At 38.2% G+C, this 16,550-nt stretch carries 15 protein-coding genes; 13 read left to right on the top strand and 2 right to left on the bottom strand.

Annotated elements, in window-relative coordinates; translation table 11 throughout:
• The first annotated feature begins 40 nt into the window (after positions 1-40).
• Positions 41-808 carry a DUF6198 family protein gene (locus tag R4146_RS05975; RefSeq protein ID WP_339960511.1) on the top strand — a complete coding sequence of 256 codons (768 nt, stop codon included), beginning with the start codon at positions 41-43 and terminating at the stop codon, positions 806-808.
• 65 nt (positions 809-873) lie between these two features.
• Here the strand turns inward: R4146_RS05975 and R4146_RS05970 are convergent, their stop codons facing one another.
• The gene (locus R4146_RS05970) at positions 874-1,854 is read right to left on the bottom strand and encodes a LacI family DNA-binding transcriptional regulator (protein WP_339960510.1); all 981 of its coding nucleotides are present in this window, start codon (positions 1,852-1,854) and stop codon (positions 874-876) included.
• Between the two features lie 184 nt (positions 1,855-2,038).
• On the opposite strand from R4146_RS05970, the gene prmA reads away from it, so the two are divergent.
• From prmA to R4146_RS05945, 5 genes are read left to right on the top strand one after another with little or no spacing between them, the layout of a single operon-like run.
• Complete coding sequence (gene prmA / locus R4146_RS05965; RefSeq protein ID WP_339960509.1) at positions 2,039-2,920, top strand: 50S ribosomal protein L11 methyltransferase; 882 nt, start codon at positions 2,039-2,041, stop codon at positions 2,918-2,920.
• 3 nt (positions 2,921-2,923) lie between these two features.
• The gene (locus R4146_RS05960) at positions 2,924-3,664 is read left to right on the top strand and encodes an RsmE family RNA methyltransferase (protein ID WP_339960508.1); all 741 of its coding nucleotides are present in this window, start codon (positions 2,924-2,926) and stop codon (positions 3,662-3,664) included.
• Between the two features lie 12 nt (positions 3,665-3,676).
• Entirely contained in the window at positions 3,677-5,911 is a 2,235-nt protein-coding gene (locus R4146_RS05955) for a RelA/SpoT family protein (RefSeq protein ID WP_339960507.1), read from the top strand.
• A 12-nt stretch (positions 5,912-5,923) separates the two neighbouring features.
• The gene (dtd, locus tag R4146_RS05950) at positions 5,924-6,370 is read left to right on the top strand and encodes a D-aminoacyl-tRNA deacylase (RefSeq protein WP_339960506.1); all 447 of its coding nucleotides are present in this window, start codon (positions 5,924-5,926) and stop codon (positions 6,368-6,370) included.
• An 11-nt stretch (positions 6,371-6,381) separates the two neighbouring features.
• Entirely contained in the window at positions 6,382-7,020 is a 639-nt protein-coding gene (locus tag R4146_RS05945) for an HAD-IA family hydrolase (protein ID WP_339960505.1), read from the top strand.
• On the opposite strand, the gene R4146_RS05940 is transcribed toward R4146_RS05945, so the two are convergent.
• Positions 7,006-7,848, bottom strand: a complete 843-nt coding sequence (locus R4146_RS05940) for a fructosamine kinase family protein (protein ID WP_339960504.1) — start codon at positions 7,846-7,848, stop codon at positions 7,006-7,008. The two genes, R4146_RS05945 and R4146_RS05940, sit on opposite strands and share 15 nt — an antisense overlap.
• A gap of 354 nt (positions 7,849-8,202) precedes the next feature.
• Here R4146_RS05940 and hisS point away from each other — a divergent pair, with 354 nt between their 5' ends.
• From hisS to R4146_RS05905, 7 genes are all read left to right on the top strand, one after another.
• Positions 8,203-9,492: a histidine--tRNA ligase gene (hisS, locus tag R4146_RS05935; RefSeq protein WP_339960503.1), complete on the top strand. Its 1,290-nt coding sequence runs from the start codon at positions 8,203-8,205 to the stop codon at positions 9,490-9,492.
• A gap of 15 nt (positions 9,493-9,507) precedes the next feature.
• Positions 9,508-11,304, top strand: a complete 1,797-nt coding sequence (gene aspS, locus R4146_RS05930) for an aspartate--tRNA ligase (RefSeq protein ID WP_339960502.1) — start codon at positions 9,508-9,510, stop codon at positions 11,302-11,304.
• A 118-nt stretch (positions 11,305-11,422) separates the two neighbouring features.
• Positions 11,423-12,301, top strand: a complete 879-nt coding sequence (locus R4146_RS05925) for a YitT family protein (RefSeq protein WP_339960501.1) — start codon at positions 11,423-11,425, stop codon at positions 12,299-12,301.
• Positions 12,302-12,491: 190 nt separating this feature from the next.
• Positions 12,492-13,565, top strand: coding sequence for a CDP-glycerol glycerophosphotransferase family protein (locus tag R4146_RS05920; protein ID WP_339960500.1), 1,074 nt, complete (start codon positions 12,492-12,494; stop codon positions 13,563-13,565).
• A 15-nt stretch (positions 13,566-13,580) separates the two neighbouring features.
• On the top strand, positions 13,581-14,390 hold the full coding sequence (locus R4146_RS05915; RefSeq protein WP_339960499.1) for an ABC transporter permease: 810 nt from the start codon (positions 13,581-13,583) through the stop codon (positions 14,388-14,390).
• A 14-nt stretch (positions 14,391-14,404) separates the two neighbouring features.
• Positions 14,405-15,628, top strand: a complete 1,224-nt coding sequence (locus R4146_RS05910) for a CDP-glycerol glycerophosphotransferase family protein (protein WP_339960498.1) — start codon at positions 14,405-14,407, stop codon at positions 15,626-15,628.
• Complete coding sequence (locus R4146_RS05905) at positions 15,621-16,532, top strand: deoxyribonuclease IV (protein ID WP_339960497.1); 912 nt, start codon at positions 15,621-15,623, stop codon at positions 16,530-16,532. Before R4146_RS05910 ends, R4146_RS05905 begins: the two co-directional genes overlap by 8 nt.
• Positions 16,533-16,550 lie beyond the last annotated feature (18 nt).

The following is a 16,550-nucleotide window of genomic DNA, read 5'->3' as shown; positions in this document are numbered from 1 at the left end:
TTAGATTAAATATTCACAAATTAGGATAGGTGATTAGACTATGGCTTCTGGACGTTCTACTAGAACGATTTCAATGACGAGTGCGATTATTTACTTCGTAATCTCATTAGTGATTAACTCTGCAGGAAATGTGTTAACGTTAGTTTCAAGTGCTAAGGTTAATCCTTCATTTTTAGGTTCAGCATACTGGACTGCTGCAGAAAGTAATTTAGGGAAAGCGTTGTTGGGACCTAACAACCCAACCGCATTATTCTGGGCATTCTTTGGTTTAGGATTGGTAATTACATTCTTAAACATGATTTTAGTTGGTAAGTGGAGTTGGAACCGTTTAATCGGTAATATTTGTTTCTTAGGACCATTCTCCATATTGATTCAAGTCTTCTCAAACTTCTTTAATCAAGTATTCCCAGTTGCGCATGGCATTGGGATGACAATTTTCTACGTAATCCTTAACTTTGCTGGGGTTGCATGTATTGGACTAGCAATTTCAATTTACCAACGTGTAAATATTGCATTGCATCCAGCCGATGACTTAATGCAAATTCTTAGATTCAAATACTGTAATGGTAGTGCTACTAAGGCAATGTGGTTCTCATACATCCCACCTACTATTATGGCCATTATCGCTGCATTGATCACCCCTGGTCCACTATTGGTTAAGTTTGCTAACTTTGGATTAGGAACTGTATTTGCTTTCTTATTCCAAGGTAGTATTACTGGAATTTCAGATACGAAGGTCTTTCCTTCACTTAAGCATCAAGCAATTGATGTTGGTGCCGTTGGGGAAACCGATAAAGATGCAAAATAATTAAAATTAAAAAAAACTAGCTCAATTTCAACTAAATGGTGAAATTGAGCTAGTTTTTTATGTTCCTAATGGTAATGTTTAAGGCTAGTTTTAAGTTTAATGTGTTGAACATCGTGCTGTGGATTATGAATTTGATCCATTAATAATTCAAAGGCTTTGGAGCCCATTGCATTAGATGGTTGTTGATTAGCAATTACGTTTAGGTTAAGAAGTGATAAGTAGGGATTATCATCAAATGCGCCCACTTGAACGTTGTCCATTTGATGAACTTCAATTTGTTTTAGGACTGATTTTAAAATATTACTGTCCGTTGCAAAAATACCATCACAAGCTTGATTAATTAGTAACTGACTAGCTAAACTAATTGCATCGCGGCCATTGCGACTACAGTATAAAATGATGTCAGGGTCTAATTCGACATTGTTTTTTTGTAATGCCTTTTGATAACCAATTAGCCGGTTAGATTTCTTTTTAAATAGGGAATTAGCAATAATGCCAATTCGTTCCGCCCCGTTTTCAATCATCTGATTAACGACGTTGAAACTGCCGTTAATGTTATCTACTAAAATCGTATCGAATTCATGGTTTTCCCTTTGATTAGCAATGCGATCAATAAATACCACGGGCGTATTATTTAATAATTGATGATAATCATTGATTTTCCCAGTACTGACAACGATTAATCCATCCACGGGTTGATTGATCATTTGTCTAATGGCGTTTAGCTCTAACTCACCTTTTTCATGGGTGGTTGCGATCATCAGTTGGTATTGCTTATTAGTGGCTTTATTTTGGATGACATCCAATATTTTAGCAAAAAATGGATTATCAAAGCTAGGAATAATGATGCCAATTACCATGGTCTGCTTGGTTTTAATGCTTTTAGCACTAGAGTTGGGATGATAATTATATTCTTTAATGATTTGTTGAATTTGATTACGGGTGGTTTTAGAGATGACGGGATTATCGTTCATGGCTCTTGAAACCGTTGACTTAGAAACCCCGGCAATGTTGGCAATATCTTGAATTGTAATTCTTCTGACCATTTCGATAACCTCTTCTAAATTAATGCTTCTATACTATCACAAATTAATAACTGTTTGCCTTTTATTTAAATTTTGATTATCATTAATAACAAATATATTTCGGTTAATAATTGTCACTTGAATTTGGGCAATTAACGGTCATGAATCGATTGACCATCTAATTAATAGAAGAGGGGCTTTAGACATGGAGTGGCAAGAACTGACGGTCAAGACTAGCAACGAAGCGATTGAAGCAATTGATAATATGCTAGTAGAAGCAGGGGCAAGTGGAATTCAAATTGATGATACTAATGATGTAGTAGTCATTAATGCTTACTTTAACGAACGGATTAAAATTAATGAATTAATTCCAGAACTACAGTTACGCATCGCTCAACTCACTAATTTTGGTTTAGATCCAGCTCCGGCAACGGTATCAATTACCCCAGTGAACGATGAATCATGGGTGTCAACTTGGGAAAAGTATTATCATCCCACTAGACTATCTCGCTTTTTAACGGTGGTACCAGACTGGGAAGAATATCAACCTCAATCACCCAATGAATTAATCATTCGCTTAAATCCCGGTCGGGCATTTGGAACGGGGACGCATCCTACAACAGTATTAACCCTTCAAGGCCTGGAACGAGTGATTCGGGGTGGTGAATCGATGTTAGACGTTGGGACTGGTTCAGGCGTTTTAAGCATTGCCGCCAAATTAATGGGTGTTAACCAAATTAAAGCATTCGATTTAGATGAAGTGGCGGTTAATTCCGCACTGGAAAATATTCGTTTGAATCCAGTTGCTCAAGACGTCCAAGTAAGTGCTAATGACATGTTAAACGGAGTGGATGATGTTGTAGATATTATTGCTGCCAATATGTTAAGTGATGTTATTGTGCCATTAATTCCGCAAGCTAGTCACTGTTTACGCGCGGGCGGTAAGTTTGTTATTTCCGGAATTATTAAAGATAAGTTACCATTGATTATTAATCAATTAACTAATAATGACTTTCAAATTGATGAAACGATGAACATTGATGACTGGCGTGGAATTATTGCAACTAAGAAGATGAAAGAGGATTAATTAATGCAACACTATTTTTTGAACCAACCACTAGCAATTGATCAAGTGGTTGCAATCCCTAGTTTAATTAAGAAACATTGGTTAAAAGTAATGCGGGCCGTAGATGGCACCAAAGCTGAGTTCGTTGATGATGCCCAAAACGTGTTTATTGGAGAATTGATCAATTCACAGATTGAGCCAGCAATTAAAATTATTGAATCTAAACCATTTAATGCTGAATTACCATTTTCTATTACCATCGCCTGTGGTGTTGCTAAAAACGATAAAGCTGATTGGATGGTAAGAAAAGCGACCGAAATGGGAGTTGACCGCATTATTTTCTTTGCCGGTGATTGGTCAATTGCAAAGTGGCAACCCAATCGGGTGAATAAAAAACTGGAACGGCTGAATACGATCGCGTTGAGTGCTGCTGAACAGTCCCATCGAAATCGAGTTCCGGTAGTTGAATATCAGGCTAAGTTAAATACGATCGTTAGTGCTGATTATGATCAAAAAGTAGTGGCCTATGAAGAATCGGCCAAAGCGGGTGAAGAATCAATGTTGCACCAAACGGTAAACCAAATGCAACCAAACGATTCGATGGTTGCAGTCTTTGGCCCTGAAGGTGGCATTTCGCCACGTGAAATTGAATTACTAACTGATCAACAGGTCCAACCAGTAGGGCTCGGACCTAGAATTTTAAGAACCGAAACAGCACCGCTTTACTTATTGGCTGCTATTTCCGCATTTTCAGAATTAAGTTAAGGGGGCTTTAAAATGTCGAAAACAAAGGTTTTACAAGCAAATGATGTTATCAATAAGGTTTCTTCGTACATGAAACCGGATGATGTGAAGTTAGTTGAAAAGGCACTTAAATTTGCCACAGTTGCCCATTCCGGTCAAAAGCGGCAATCAGGTGAACCTTACATTGTTCATCCAATTCAAGTTGCTGGGATTTTGGCTGACTTAAACATGGATGCAGAAACGGTTAGTGCTGGTTTTTTGCACGATGTGGTCGAAGATACCGGTGCTGAATTAGTTGATATCCAAGAATTATTTGGTGATGATATTGCTTTAATCGTAGACGGGGTAACTAAACTCAGTAAAATTAAGTACAAGTCCCATCGCGAACAATTAGCTGAAAACCACCGGAAGTTACTCCTTGCAATGTGTAAAGATATCCGGGTAATGATTGTTAAACTAGCTGATCGGCTACATAATATGCGCACGTTAAGCCACTTGAAACCAGAAAAGCAACGGCGGATTGCGGATGAAACGATTGAAATTTACGCTCCACTAGCTGATCGACTAGGGATTGGGACGATTAAATGGGAACTAGAAGACCTCTCATTGCGTTACATTAATCCAGGGCAATACTATCAAATTGTTAACTCTATGAACTCGAAGCGTAAACAACGGGTCGATTACATTAACGGGGCTTTAAAACAGGTTAAGGACTCATTGAAGGGACTCGATATTAAGGTTGATGAAATCTATGGTCGGCCTAAGCATCTATATTCCATTTATAAGAAGATGCATAATAAGCATAAAAAGTTTGAAGAAATCTACGATTTATTCGCAATTAGAGTCATCGTTGAATCAGTAAAGGACTGTTATGCGGTCTTAGGAGCTGTGCATAGTAAGTGGAAACCAATGCCTGGCCGGTTCAAAGACTACATTGCAATGCCCAAAGCCAATATGTATCAATCATTGCATACCACTTTAATTGGTCCAGAAGGCCGGTTACTAGAAATTCAAATTCGAACGGCTGAAATGCACCGGGTGGCTGAATATGGGGTTGCTGCGCACTGGGCTTACAAGGAAGGCATCAAAGGTGAAGTTAAGGGCAGTTCTGACAATACTAAGTTAAATTGGTTCAAAAAGATCATTGAACTACAAGAAGATACTGATGATGCTTCTGACTTTATGCAAAGTGTTAAGGGTGAATTATTTGGTGATCACGTTTATGCTTTTACCCCTGGTGGGGATGTGTTAGAGCTACCTAAGGGTGCGGGACCATTAGATATGGCATATACCATCCATACGGATATTGGTAATCACACCGTGGGTGCACGGGTCAATGGTAAGATCGTACCCCTGGATTATAAGATCAAGAATAGCGATATTGTTGAAATTATGACTTCTGCGACGTCAGCTGGGCCTAGCCGAGACTGGGTTAAATTAGTTTCGACGAGTAAGGCTCGCCATAAAATTAAGCAATACTTCCGTAAACGTGACCATGACAAGATGGTTGAAAATGGACGTGAAATGTTAGCAAACAACATCCGTGATGAAGGTTTTAATGCCAATGAAGTATTAACTGATGCTAACGTAGGTAAAGCTGCTAAGCGGCTTGATTATAAGGGACCTAATGATTTATATGCAGCCGTTGGATTTGGGGACCTACAAGTTAATACGATTGCGCATCGACTAACTAGTCATATTCGTGAACAACAAGAATTACAACGTCAAGAAGCTGAACAAAGGGATATTTTAGAAGAGCACCAAACTTATCAAAATGATGATAAGAAGAACAAGAATAAGAATAAAACCACTTCTAGCGATGGAATCGTAGTTGAAGGGGTGTCGAACTTATTGGTACGGCTTAGTCATTGTTGTTCGCCCATTCCTGGTGATGATGTAATTGGGTATATTACCCAAGGAAATGGAATTTCGGTTCACCGGGTAGATTGTCCAAATATCAAAGATTCAGTTAAACGTGGGATGCGTTTGATTAATGTTCATTGGGCAGATGCGAATAACCGGCGTGCTGAATATGATGCTTACCTCACGATTCAAGGCTATAATCGCAACGGCTTGTTAAATGAAGTTATTAAAACGGTTAACAGTGTTTCTAAACATTTGAATTCAGTTCAAGGTAAGATTAACAACGATAAGATGGTAACGATCTCATTAGGAATTGGCGTTAAAAACCTCGATCAATTAAATATGATTATCGATCATATTAAAAATATCTCGGATGTTTACGTTGTTAAACGTCCATTTAAGTAGGAGCGATGACAAATGAAGGTAGTTTTACAGCGAGTAACAAAGGGGCAAGTATCAATTGATGGCCAGATCAATGGTCAAATTGGAACGGGCTTCGTGCTATTAGTCGGTGTTTCTGATGCTGACACAGACGCAGAAGTTGACTACTTGGTAAATAAAATTACCAAAATTAGATTATTTAGTGATGAAACTGGTAAGATGAACTTGAATTTAGCAGCAGTTAATGGGGCAATTTTATCCATATCTCAGTTTACGTTATATGCTAATACTGCTAAGGGAAATCGACCATCCTTTTTTGATGCTGGTAAGCCTGCCCATGCGAAGGCCATTTATGAGCAATTTAATCAAAAACTAGCAGCACAAGGTTTTGACGTCCAGACCGGTGTATTTGGTGCGGATATGCAAGTAACGATTGATAATGATGGACCCGTAACGATTATCTTTGATACTGATAATAAATAGGAGGAATTAAATTGCGGAGCTTATTTTGGGACTTTGATGGAACCCTCTTTGATACCTACCCAATGATGGTCAAGGCGTTTGATCAGACCTTGCAGTCATTAGGGATTGATGAAGTTGAAATGGATGATTATGCCTACTATAAAGAAATGCGTCAACGTTCAGCAGGCAGTGCAATTAGCCGCTTTGCAGCTGAATTTAACCTATCTCAAGCCGCAATTCGTCCTAAGTTTAAACAGCTACAGGATGAAATGATTAGTTACAGCAAACCATTTCCGGGCGTAGTTGATATTTTGAATTGGAACGTTGAAACCGGCGGGCAAAACTTTTTATTGACCCACCGGGATGAATTAGCATTATCAATCCTAGATCACTTTGAAATTAAAAAGTTGTTCACCGGTTTTGTAACCAGTGAACAACCATTTCCACGTAAGCCTGATCCTGCCTCGTTAAATTATTTAATTGATCAATATAATGTCGATCGAAAGCATGCGGTGATGATTGGCGACCGTAAATTAGATATTGATGCAGCTCATAACGCCAATATTGCAGGCTTTTTATTTGATCCAGATGGCATTATTCATTCAACAGGTAATCCAGAAGTAACCGCTAATTCCATTGCAGAATTAAAGCCAGCCTTAGAACGACTCTAAAATTTGATCAACAGCACTGCCGTACGTTTCGCCGAATAAGACGAGGTGGACCATTAGGTAGTATAGCCGATACCATGGCAGGCGTTGATTTACGTTCGCATCTAATGGATAAACTGAATTGTAACCATCGTAGAAATCCTGATCAAAACCGCCGAATACGGTAGTCATGGCTATGTCCATTTCACGATTACCGTAAAATACGTCTGGATCAATTAAATATGGCTTTTGATACGCAAAGGTATAGTTACCGGACCACAAATCGCCGTGGAGTAAACTAGGCGTTACTGGGTGATCTTGATAATAGTCATGGATTATTTTGATTATCCGTTCGAAATGGCGTTGTCGACTATCATTCCAGCGGTTAGCTTGTTTGGCTAATTGAACGACTGGTTTAAGTCGTTGTTCGATGTAAAAGGTGCCCCAATTAGATTGCCATTGGTTATTCTTTGGAATCTTACCAATATCAAAATTATGATCCAGACCAAATTTAGGCTGATGGACTTGGTGGACTTTAGCCACCATTTGGCCTAATTCAAATTGGCTGCCAGCACTTTGGTCTAGCCAACCTAAGATGAGAAAGCCGTCACCATTAATTTCACCATAGTCAATTACTGAAGGGACGTTAGCGACTTGGCCTAATAACTTAAGGCCTTCCACTTCATGGGCAAAAAATTGTTTACCCCGCCCTGGTTGGACTTTCATGAAATATTGATCATGGTCTGTATTGATTTGATATGCTTTATTAATATCGCCACCACTGATCGGCTTATATGATTGAATTGACTGAATTGGGAGTTGTTCGATCCAGTCGGGAGTTAAGTTAAACATAAATCTACCACCCTTCATAAATGTTAACTTCATTATAAACGTTTAACATTTTAAGGTGAATTACCTTGACTTTTAGGCTTAATTCGATTAATCTTAATTTGAATTAAATATTAGTCCGATGAAAAAGAAGAGTACGTTTTGTTAAAGCTAAGAGAGGATTTGTGTGGTGAAAGAATCTATTTAAGAAAACGGAAAGGACACTTTTGAGGATAATAGCTCATATAGCTATTCGTTGCGTAGACGTTATCTATTAGCAATAAAAAAGGTGGTACCGCGCTCTTTGCGCCCTTGTCAAACTATGTTTTGACAAGGGCTTTTTTTGTTGAATTAATTTACTATGTAGGAGGATTCCGTATGAAATATCAAAAACCGAAAGGGACTGCGGATATTTTACCAGGTGCAACAGAAAAATGGCAATATATCGAAGAAACTGCTCGGATGCTATTTTCTGATTACCGTTACCGTGAAATAAGAACCCCAATGTTTGAAAACTACGAAGTTTTTTCTAGAACTTCAGGTGATACTTCGGATATCGTTACCAAAGAAATGTATGATTTCTATGATAAAGGTGATCGGCATATTACATTGCGTCCAGAAGGAACCGCTGGGGTCGTCCGGGCATTTGTTGAAAATAAATTATATGGTCCGGAACATCAAAAGCCGGTTAAGTTATACTATATGGGCCCAATGTTTCGCTATGAACGTCCACAATCAGGTCGTTTACGTGAATTCCATCAAATTGGGGTGGAAGCATTTGGTAGTGATGCCCCTAGTTTAGACGTTGAAGTAATTGCAATGGCACTTGACCTATTGCAACACTTTGGGATTAGTGATTTAAAAGTCGCAATTAATACCTTAGGGGATACTGAGAGTCGGGATGCTTATCGCAAAGCATTGATCGATTACTTAGAACCACACTTTGATGAATTAAGTGATGATTCAAAGGAACGACTTCATAAAAACCCATTACGGGTATTGGATAGTAAGGATCCTAAAGATCAAAAATTTGTTGAAAATGCGCCTAAGATTCTAGATTATTTAACTGATGATGCTAAACATCATTTTGATCAAGTGCGGACCCTATTAGATAGTTTAGACATCAACTATGAGGTTGATCCAGAAATCGTTAGAGGGCTTGATTACTATAACCATACCATTTTTGAAATAATGGCAAATGCGAAATCATTAGGCAGCGGCTACACGACTATTTGTGCCGGGGGTCGTTACAACGGCCTAGTAGAAGAACTAGGTGGCCCTGAAGTTTCTGGAATTGGGTTTGGATTAGGGGTAGAACGACTCATCTTACTAATGGAATCAGAAGGCGTTAAGTTCCCTAACTTTAATTCATTAGACGTGTACGTGGTGGGCATTGGTGCTGACACTGATGTTGCTTCACTACAAGTAGTCCAAGCCTTAAGAATGGCTGGATATTCAGCGGATCGGGATTATCTTGACCGTAAGCCGAAGGCACAGTTTAAATCAGCTAATAAATTAGATGCTGATTATACATTAACCATTGGAGATCAGGAACTAGCTGACCAAACGATTCATGTTAAGCAAATGGCAACTGGAAAAGAAGAGACCGTTGCTATGGACGATGTGATGACTGACTTTGGCGCAGTAGTTGAAAAACATTTTAATTAAGAGGATGGTGCAAAAATGAAGGATAGAACTACTTATGCTGGTTTAGTAAACGAAGACTTACTAGACCAAAAGGTTGTATTAGATGGTTGGGTGCAAAAGCGCCGGGACCTTGGGAAGTTAATTTTTATTGATTTACGGGACCGTGAAGGAATCGTTCAATTAGTGTTCAGTGAAGATAACAGTAAGGAAGCCTTAGCTGTTGCTGAAGACTTACGTAGTGAATATGTAATTCAAGTTGAAGGAACCGTTGTAGCTCGTTCTGAAAAAGAAGTTAATCCAGACATGAAAACTGGAAAAGTGGAAGTGGAAGTTAGTTCAGTAACACTATTGAACAAGGCTAAGACACCACCATTTTACATTCAAGACAACATTAATGTTTCAGAAGAACTTAAATTAAAATACCGGTACTTAGACTTAAGAAGACCTGAAATGTTGAAGGGACTCTTGGTCCGTAACCGGATTTTACAATCTGTTCATAGTTACTTTGATAGTCAAGGCTTCTTGGATATCGAAACGCCTGATTTAACCATTTCTACTCCTGAAGGGGCACGTGATTACCTAGTGCCTTCACGGGTTCACAAAGGTTCTTTCTATGCCCTTCCTCAATCCCCACAACTATTTAAGCAACTATTGATGGGGGCTGGTTTAGATAAGTACTATCAAGTTGCTCGTTGTTTCCGGGATGAAGATTTAAGAGGGGATCGTCAACCAGAATTTACGCAAATTGATATGGAAACATCATTCAAGTCTGCAGAAGAAATCCAAGACATTACTGAAGGTTTAATCAAAAAGGTAATGAAGGATACTCTAAACATTGATGTTAAAACACCGTTCAAACGGATCAGTTGGCAAGAATCAATGGATCGATTCGGAACTGATCAACCTGACGTTCGATTTGGGATGGAACTAAAGGATCTTTCTGATATTGTTAAGGATTCAGAATTTAAGGTATTTGCAAATGCAGTTGCAGATGGCAACCAAGTAAAAGCCATTGCAGTTCCTGGTGGTGCAGATGCTTACTCTAGAAAAGATATTGATAAATACACTGACTATGTTAAACGGTTCGGTGCTCAGGGATTAGCCTGGTTAAAGGTTACTGATGATGGTTTTAGTGGACCAATTGCTAAGTTCTTCAAGGATGAAGCAATGACGAAGCAAATCTTAGATGCTACTGGCGCTAAGAGTGGCGATTTATTACTATTTGCTGCTGACCGGAGTAAAGTGGTAGCTGATACCCTTGGTTACTTAAGAACAGCAATTGCTGAAGAACAAGATATGATTCCACGAGATGTCTTTGACTACCTTTGGGTCGTTGACTGGCCATTATTTGAATATGATGAAGGAATTGATCGCTGGGTTCCTGCGCACCATCCATTTACAATGCCAAATGAAGGGGACGAACATTACCTTGATGAAGGCGAAGACCCTCACAAGGCCCATGCCCAAAGTTATGACATTATCTTAAATGGACTTGAATTAGGTGGTGGATCGATTCGGATTCACACCCGGGAACTTCAAGAAAAAATGTTACGGGCATTAGGCTTTACTAAGGAAAGTGCACAATCACAATTTGGTTACTTCCTAGATGCCTTAGAATATGGTTTTCCACCTCATGGTGGGTTAGCCATTGGGCTAGATCGATTCACTCGTTTATTAGCACAACGTGGTAATATTCGGGATGTAATCGCCTTCCCTAAGAACTCTAAAGCAGTTGAACCAATGACTGGTGCACCAGCCGAAGTTTCAACTAAGCAATTATTAGACTTAGGAATTGAAGTTACTGAGCATGAAAGTGACGACGATCGCGAATAATTAAATAATGCTAAAGGGCGTAAATATTAATATTTGCGCCCTTTTTTATGGGTTTTAAAATTTTGAGATGGTGGTATACTTATTTCATGATTTTATTATTTAAGGAGATTTTGAACTAATGGATGATGTACGACTATTGTTTGAACGACATCAATATTTAGCAAAGGCATCAATGGCGTTTGTATACGCAATTACAGTTTCAGTGGCGATGAATTTCTTTTGGACACCAGGACATATTTATTCATCTGGTTATACTGGACTATCACAATTGATTGACACGTTGTCGAGTCGGTATTTACCGTTTACGATTCCAACCGCGATTGGCTTGTTCTTATTAAACATTCCAACGTTTGTGTTGGCCTGGAAACAAATTGGTCATCAGTTTACGATTTTTACGGTGATTGCAGTTTTTCTTGCGAGTTTTATGATTAAGACTTTACACCCCGTCTATTTGACTAATGATCCCATTATTTGTGCAATTTTTGGGGGAATTGTCAATGGGTTTGGAACTGGATTATCACTTAAAAATGGGATTTCAACCGGTGGATTGGATATTTTAGGAATTGTAATTCGTCGAAAGACGGGGCGAACGATTGGAAATGTTAACATTACCTTCAACGTATTTATCGTTGTGGCAGCTGGATTGGTGTATGGTTGGCCATATGCATTTTATTCCGCAATTGGGCTAGTGATCAATGCTAAGGTGATTGATCTAACCTATACTAGACAACAACTACTACAAGTAATGATTGTGACCGAACGGCCCAAGAGTGTGACTGATAGTGTGCAAAATCATTTAAGACGGGGAATTACGATTGTGCATGGGGCAGAAGGGGCCTACAATCATGATCAAAAGACAGTATTATTTACGGTTATTTCACGTTATGAAATGGGTGAATTTGAAGAGGCGATGGATGAATCGGATGATAATGCATTTACGACCATTTCGCCAATTGTTAAGATCATTGGGCATTTCTGGGAGCCAAAAGTAAAATAGCGGCTCATCCATTATCCTTTCGTAAATTTTAATGTTTGTTAAATTTAATTATGTTATAATATCCAGTTGTATTATCTAAACGACTAAAAGGAATGATGGTGAATTTACCGTGAAGGTACTTTATTTATGGTTAATTAGGGTTATCTCACTTTGTTTTTACTTTCGTAAAAAGCAAAACGTCATTTACATAATGAGTTTTGACAATAACCTTAGATTGATCAAGCGAATGGCATCTGCACTTCCAGATGATCAAGCGATGGTGGTGCTATACGAACCAGATACGGAAGCGGGCGCAACTGATTTAGCAGCATATGGAATTGAAACGATTCCATTTGAAAATGGTTTAAATTTTGCGTTTAAAATGATTCCGTTAATTATGGGTGCACACACCGTGTTTTGTGATAACTACTATCCATTTTTAGGTGGTTTAATTCATTCAAATCGCTTAAAAATAATTCAGTTATGGCATGCTAATGGTGCAATTAAGCGCTTTGGGTGGGAAGATCCTAAGACCGCTCACCGTAGTAAATCGGATAAACGTCGCTTTCAAGCGGTATATAATCAATTCGATGAGTATGTAGTAGCATCTGATACAATGGGGCATGTATTCGAACATAGTTACCATGTTCCGTTTGAACGGATGCAAAAATTGGGTTATCCTCGCTCAGATCGCTTTTTTAAAGCTGATTGGATTCAACAAGCTCAAGCCCATGTGTATGCGGTTGCTCCCGAATTAAAGGATAAGCGGGTGATTTTATATGCACCGACTTATCGTGATGGCCTGGCATTTAATCCACCGGCTGATTTATCCAAGGCGATTACGGCTGATTCGGAAGCGGAAGTGGTAGTCAAGCTACACCCACTTTTAAAACAAAAGGAAGCTGAAATTGCAATCGCAAAGTCCCATTCAGGAAATAGCAAAATTCACTTTTACAATCAGTTATCGACGACTGAATTGCTATCAGTTACTGATACCTTAGTTACTGATTATTCTTCAGTGGCATTTGATTATAGCTTGTTGCCAAATGCGCACTCATTACTATTCTTTATGTTCGACTTAGATGAGTATAAACAAAATACTGGATTGCAAACTGACTTGTTAAAATGGCTCCCTAGTGCGCCCATTTTAAACACGAAGGATTTGGCATCAGCAATTAAACAGAATGCTAAAACGGATTTAACTAAGTTTAATCAACATTGGAATACCTATAATGATGGGTTTGCTACTAAACGTGTGATTGAAAGATATATTGAAAATAGATAAGGAAGTGTAGACGACTTGAAACAAGTTGGAACATTAATCAAAGAACAATTAGGTAACCTGGGAATTATGTTCAGAATTTCTCGGTACCAAGATAAGTCTGATTATCAAAGCCACTACTTAGGGTTGGTTTGGGAATATTTATACCCATTGATTCAGATTGCCATTTATTGGATGGTGTTTGGAATTGGATTAAAGAAGGGTGCATCGGAAGGCGTTGATTACCTATCCTGGATGGTCATCGGAATTACACCATGGTTCTTTATGAACAGTGTGACCTTAGATGCTTCCAAGAGTATTTATCAACAAGTGGGAATGGTTTCAAAAATGAAATTCCCCGTTAGTATCTTGCCATCCATTAAGATCATTAGTAATCTAAGTTCATTTTGGACCATGTTAATTTTCTCCATTGTAATTGGGTTCTTCAAGGGTGGAATTACCCCTAATATTTACTGGATTCAATGGATTTATTACTTCTTTGCAATGATTATGTGGTTAGTGGCATTTGGCATTTTTAATTCAACTGTTTCCATTTTGGTGCGGGATTACCGAATCTTACTTCAATCAGTAATGAGAATGCTATTCTATATGTCAGGAGTTCTATTTAACTTCCAAACAAATTCATTCCCACCTGCATTCGTACGGGTATTGGAATTAAACCCATTTTTCTACATCGTAAATGGATTTAGAGAATCCATGTTCTCTGAAGCATGGTTCTGGCAACATTCAACGCTTACGATTATTTTCTGGTTATTTGTGGCCTTCTTCTTATTAGTTGGTTCACACTTACATTACAAGTTTAGATCACACTTCGTTGATTTAATTTAATTAGGAGGAATCAAATGCTTAATTCATTCATCAATAAAATGATTAAAATGGTTAAGATTGTGATTCGTTATGGACTCATCGTTATTAACGATGGGTTTATTTGTTTACCGGCTAAAAAAGGGGTTATTATCTTTGATAGCTTTAATGGTCGTGATATCAATGACAATCCAGCAGCCATTTATCGTCAATTAATTCATGATCAACCTGAATTGCAAGCAACCGCCTTCTTTGCGGTTAAACCATCACAATATGAAACGCTTCATGCTAAATATCCAGAAATTAAATTATTGAAACGCTTCATGCCTAAGTGGGTATGGTACATGGCACGAGCTCAATTCTGGGTCTTTAATTCAAGAATGCCAGCATGGTGGAAGAAAAATAATCAAACCACATATATTCAAACTTGGCATGGGACCCCACTAAAAAAATTAGGGGTCGACATTGATAACGTTGAAATGCCAGGGACGAATACTACTAAATATCATCGTCGCTTTGTTGCCGAAACGAAACGATGGGATTATTTGATTGCGCCTAATCAATATTCAAAGGATATTTTTAAGCGCGCATTTCAATTCCATAACCAATTTTTAGATATTGGCTACCCCCGAAATGATATTTTATATCAAGCTAATACGCCCCAGGCGATTCGAAACATTAAACAACGATTATTAGGCAATCCTGATGCAAAGGTGATTACCTATGCCCCCACTTGGCGAGATGATGAATATATTACCCGGGGGCAATATAAATTTGAGCTACCATTTGATTTGGCAAAGTTTTTTTCAATTGTTAGCCCAGATACGATCCTAGTGATTCGTCCCCATTATTTAATTAAGGATCATATTGATATCAGTGGGTATGAGAATCGAGTGAAAATTTTAGCAGATCCAGACATTAGTAATATCTATTTAATGACTGATTTATTAATTACTGATTATTCTTCAGTAATGTTTGATTTCGCTAACCTAAATCGGCCAATGCTATTTTATAGTTATGATTTAGAACACTATCGAGATGAATTACGTGGCTTTTACTTTAATTATCAACATGATATTCCAGGACCACTAACGACTAATGAAACGGACTTTTTAGCCCAAATTAAGCATTATACAAAAGTTGGTCATTTTGAAAATGAGTATGATAAAATGAAGTTGTTTAGACAACGATTTTGCAGTTGGGAGTCTGGTGACGCCGCTGAAAAAGTCGTTCAGATTATAAGGAGTGGGATAAATGAGTGATAAATTTTTAATTGGTTCCCATGTTAGTATGAAGAGCCCTAAAATGTTTTTAGGATCAGCTGAAGAGGCGTACAGCTATGGTGAAAATACGTTTATGATTTACACTGGCGCACCTCAAAATACGAAACGGAAGCCACTAAGTGAATTAAGAATTGATGATGGCAAGCAGTATATGCAAGCACATGGTATCGTCTCAGCGGTGGTACATGCCCCATATATTATTAACTTAGGTAATTCTGATAAGCCTCAAAATTTTAATTTTGCAATTCAATTCTTAAAACAAGAAATTGACCGTTCAGAGGCATTAGGAGTTCATCAAATTGTATTGCACCCGGGGTCGCATGTTGGTGCCGGAGCAGCTGCTGGGATCAATCAAATTATTAAGGGACTAAATGAAGTCATTGACCCCAAACAAGATGTTCAAATAGCGTTAGAAACAATGGCTGGTAAGGGAACTGAAATCGGACGGACGTTTGAAGAGTTAGCCCAAATCATTGATGGCGTTCAACAAAATCAAAAACTATCTGTAACGTTTGACACTTGTCATACGAATGATGCTGGCTATGATGTTAAAAATGACTTTGATGGAGTTATGAATCATTTTGACCATGTGATTGGTTTAGAACGGTTAAAAGTAGTGCACCTAAATGATTCTAAAAACGAAATGAATAGCCATAAGGACCGCCATGAAATTATTGGACTGGGCACCATTGGTTTTGATGCGTTGAACTACATTGCTCATTACCCACAATTAGTGGATGTGCCAAAGATTATGGAAACTCCTGCTGTTAAAACCGATGATGGTAAAAAGTTATCACCACATGGCTATGAAGTTGAAATGTTGAAGACGCAAAAATTTGATCCTAATCTAATGGATGATATTTTAAATCAACGTCCATATTAAAAAAACGAGTTACCGTTA

Origin of the sequence: Nicoliella lavandulae, assembly GCF_037546185.1 — a bacterium.
Classification (GTDB): domain Bacteria; phylum Bacillota; class Bacilli; order Lactobacillales; family Lactobacillaceae; genus Nicoliella; species Nicoliella lavandulae.
This window is presented reverse-complemented; position numbering and strand designations above follow the sequence as displayed.

What these genes read in the sequence shown, in the direction of transcription:
- R4146_RS05975 (WP_339960511.1), top strand. Translation starts at nt 41, where the DNA reads ATGGCTTCTGGACGTTCTACTAGAACGATTTCAATGACGAGTGCGATT.
- R4146_RS05970 (WP_339960510.1), bottom strand. Translation starts at nt 1,854, where the DNA reads ATGGTCAGAAGAATTACAATTCAAGATATTGCCAACATTGCCGGGGTT.
- prmA (WP_339960509.1), top strand. Translation starts at nt 2,039, where the DNA reads ATGGAGTGGCAAGAACTGACGGTCAAGACTAGCAACGAAGCGATTGAA.
- R4146_RS05960 (WP_339960508.1), top strand. Translation starts at nt 2,924, where the DNA reads ATGCAACACTATTTTTTGAACCAACCACTAGCAATTGATCAAGTGGTT.
- R4146_RS05955 (WP_339960507.1), top strand. Translation starts at nt 3,677, where the DNA reads ATGTCGAAAACAAAGGTTTTACAAGCAAATGATGTTATCAATAAGGTT.
- dtd (WP_339960506.1), top strand. Translation starts at nt 5,924, where the DNA reads ATGAAGGTAGTTTTACAGCGAGTAACAAAGGGGCAAGTATCAATTGAT.
- R4146_RS05940 (WP_339960504.1), bottom strand. Translation starts at nt 7,848, where the DNA reads ATGTTTAACTTAACTCCCGACTGGATCGAACAACTCCCAATTCAGTCA.
- hisS (WP_339960503.1), top strand. Translation starts at nt 8,203, where the DNA reads ATGAAATATCAAAAACCGAAAGGGACTGCGGATATTTTACCAGGTGCA.
- aspS (WP_339960502.1), top strand. Translation starts at nt 9,508, where the DNA reads ATGAAGGATAGAACTACTTATGCTGGTTTAGTAAACGAAGACTTACTA.
- R4146_RS05925 (WP_339960501.1), top strand. Translation starts at nt 11,423, where the DNA reads ATGGATGATGTACGACTATTGTTTGAACGACATCAATATTTAGCAAAG.
- R4146_RS05920 (WP_339960500.1), top strand. Translation starts at nt 12,492, where the DNA reads ATGAGTTTTGACAATAACCTTAGATTGATCAAGCGAATGGCATCTGCA.
- R4146_RS05910 (WP_339960498.1), top strand. Translation starts at nt 14,405, where the DNA reads ATGCTTAATTCATTCATCAATAAAATGATTAAAATGGTTAAGATTGTG.
- R4146_RS05905 (WP_339960497.1), top strand. Translation starts at nt 15,621, where the DNA reads ATGAGTGATAAATTTTTAATTGGTTCCCATGTTAGTATGAAGAGCCCT.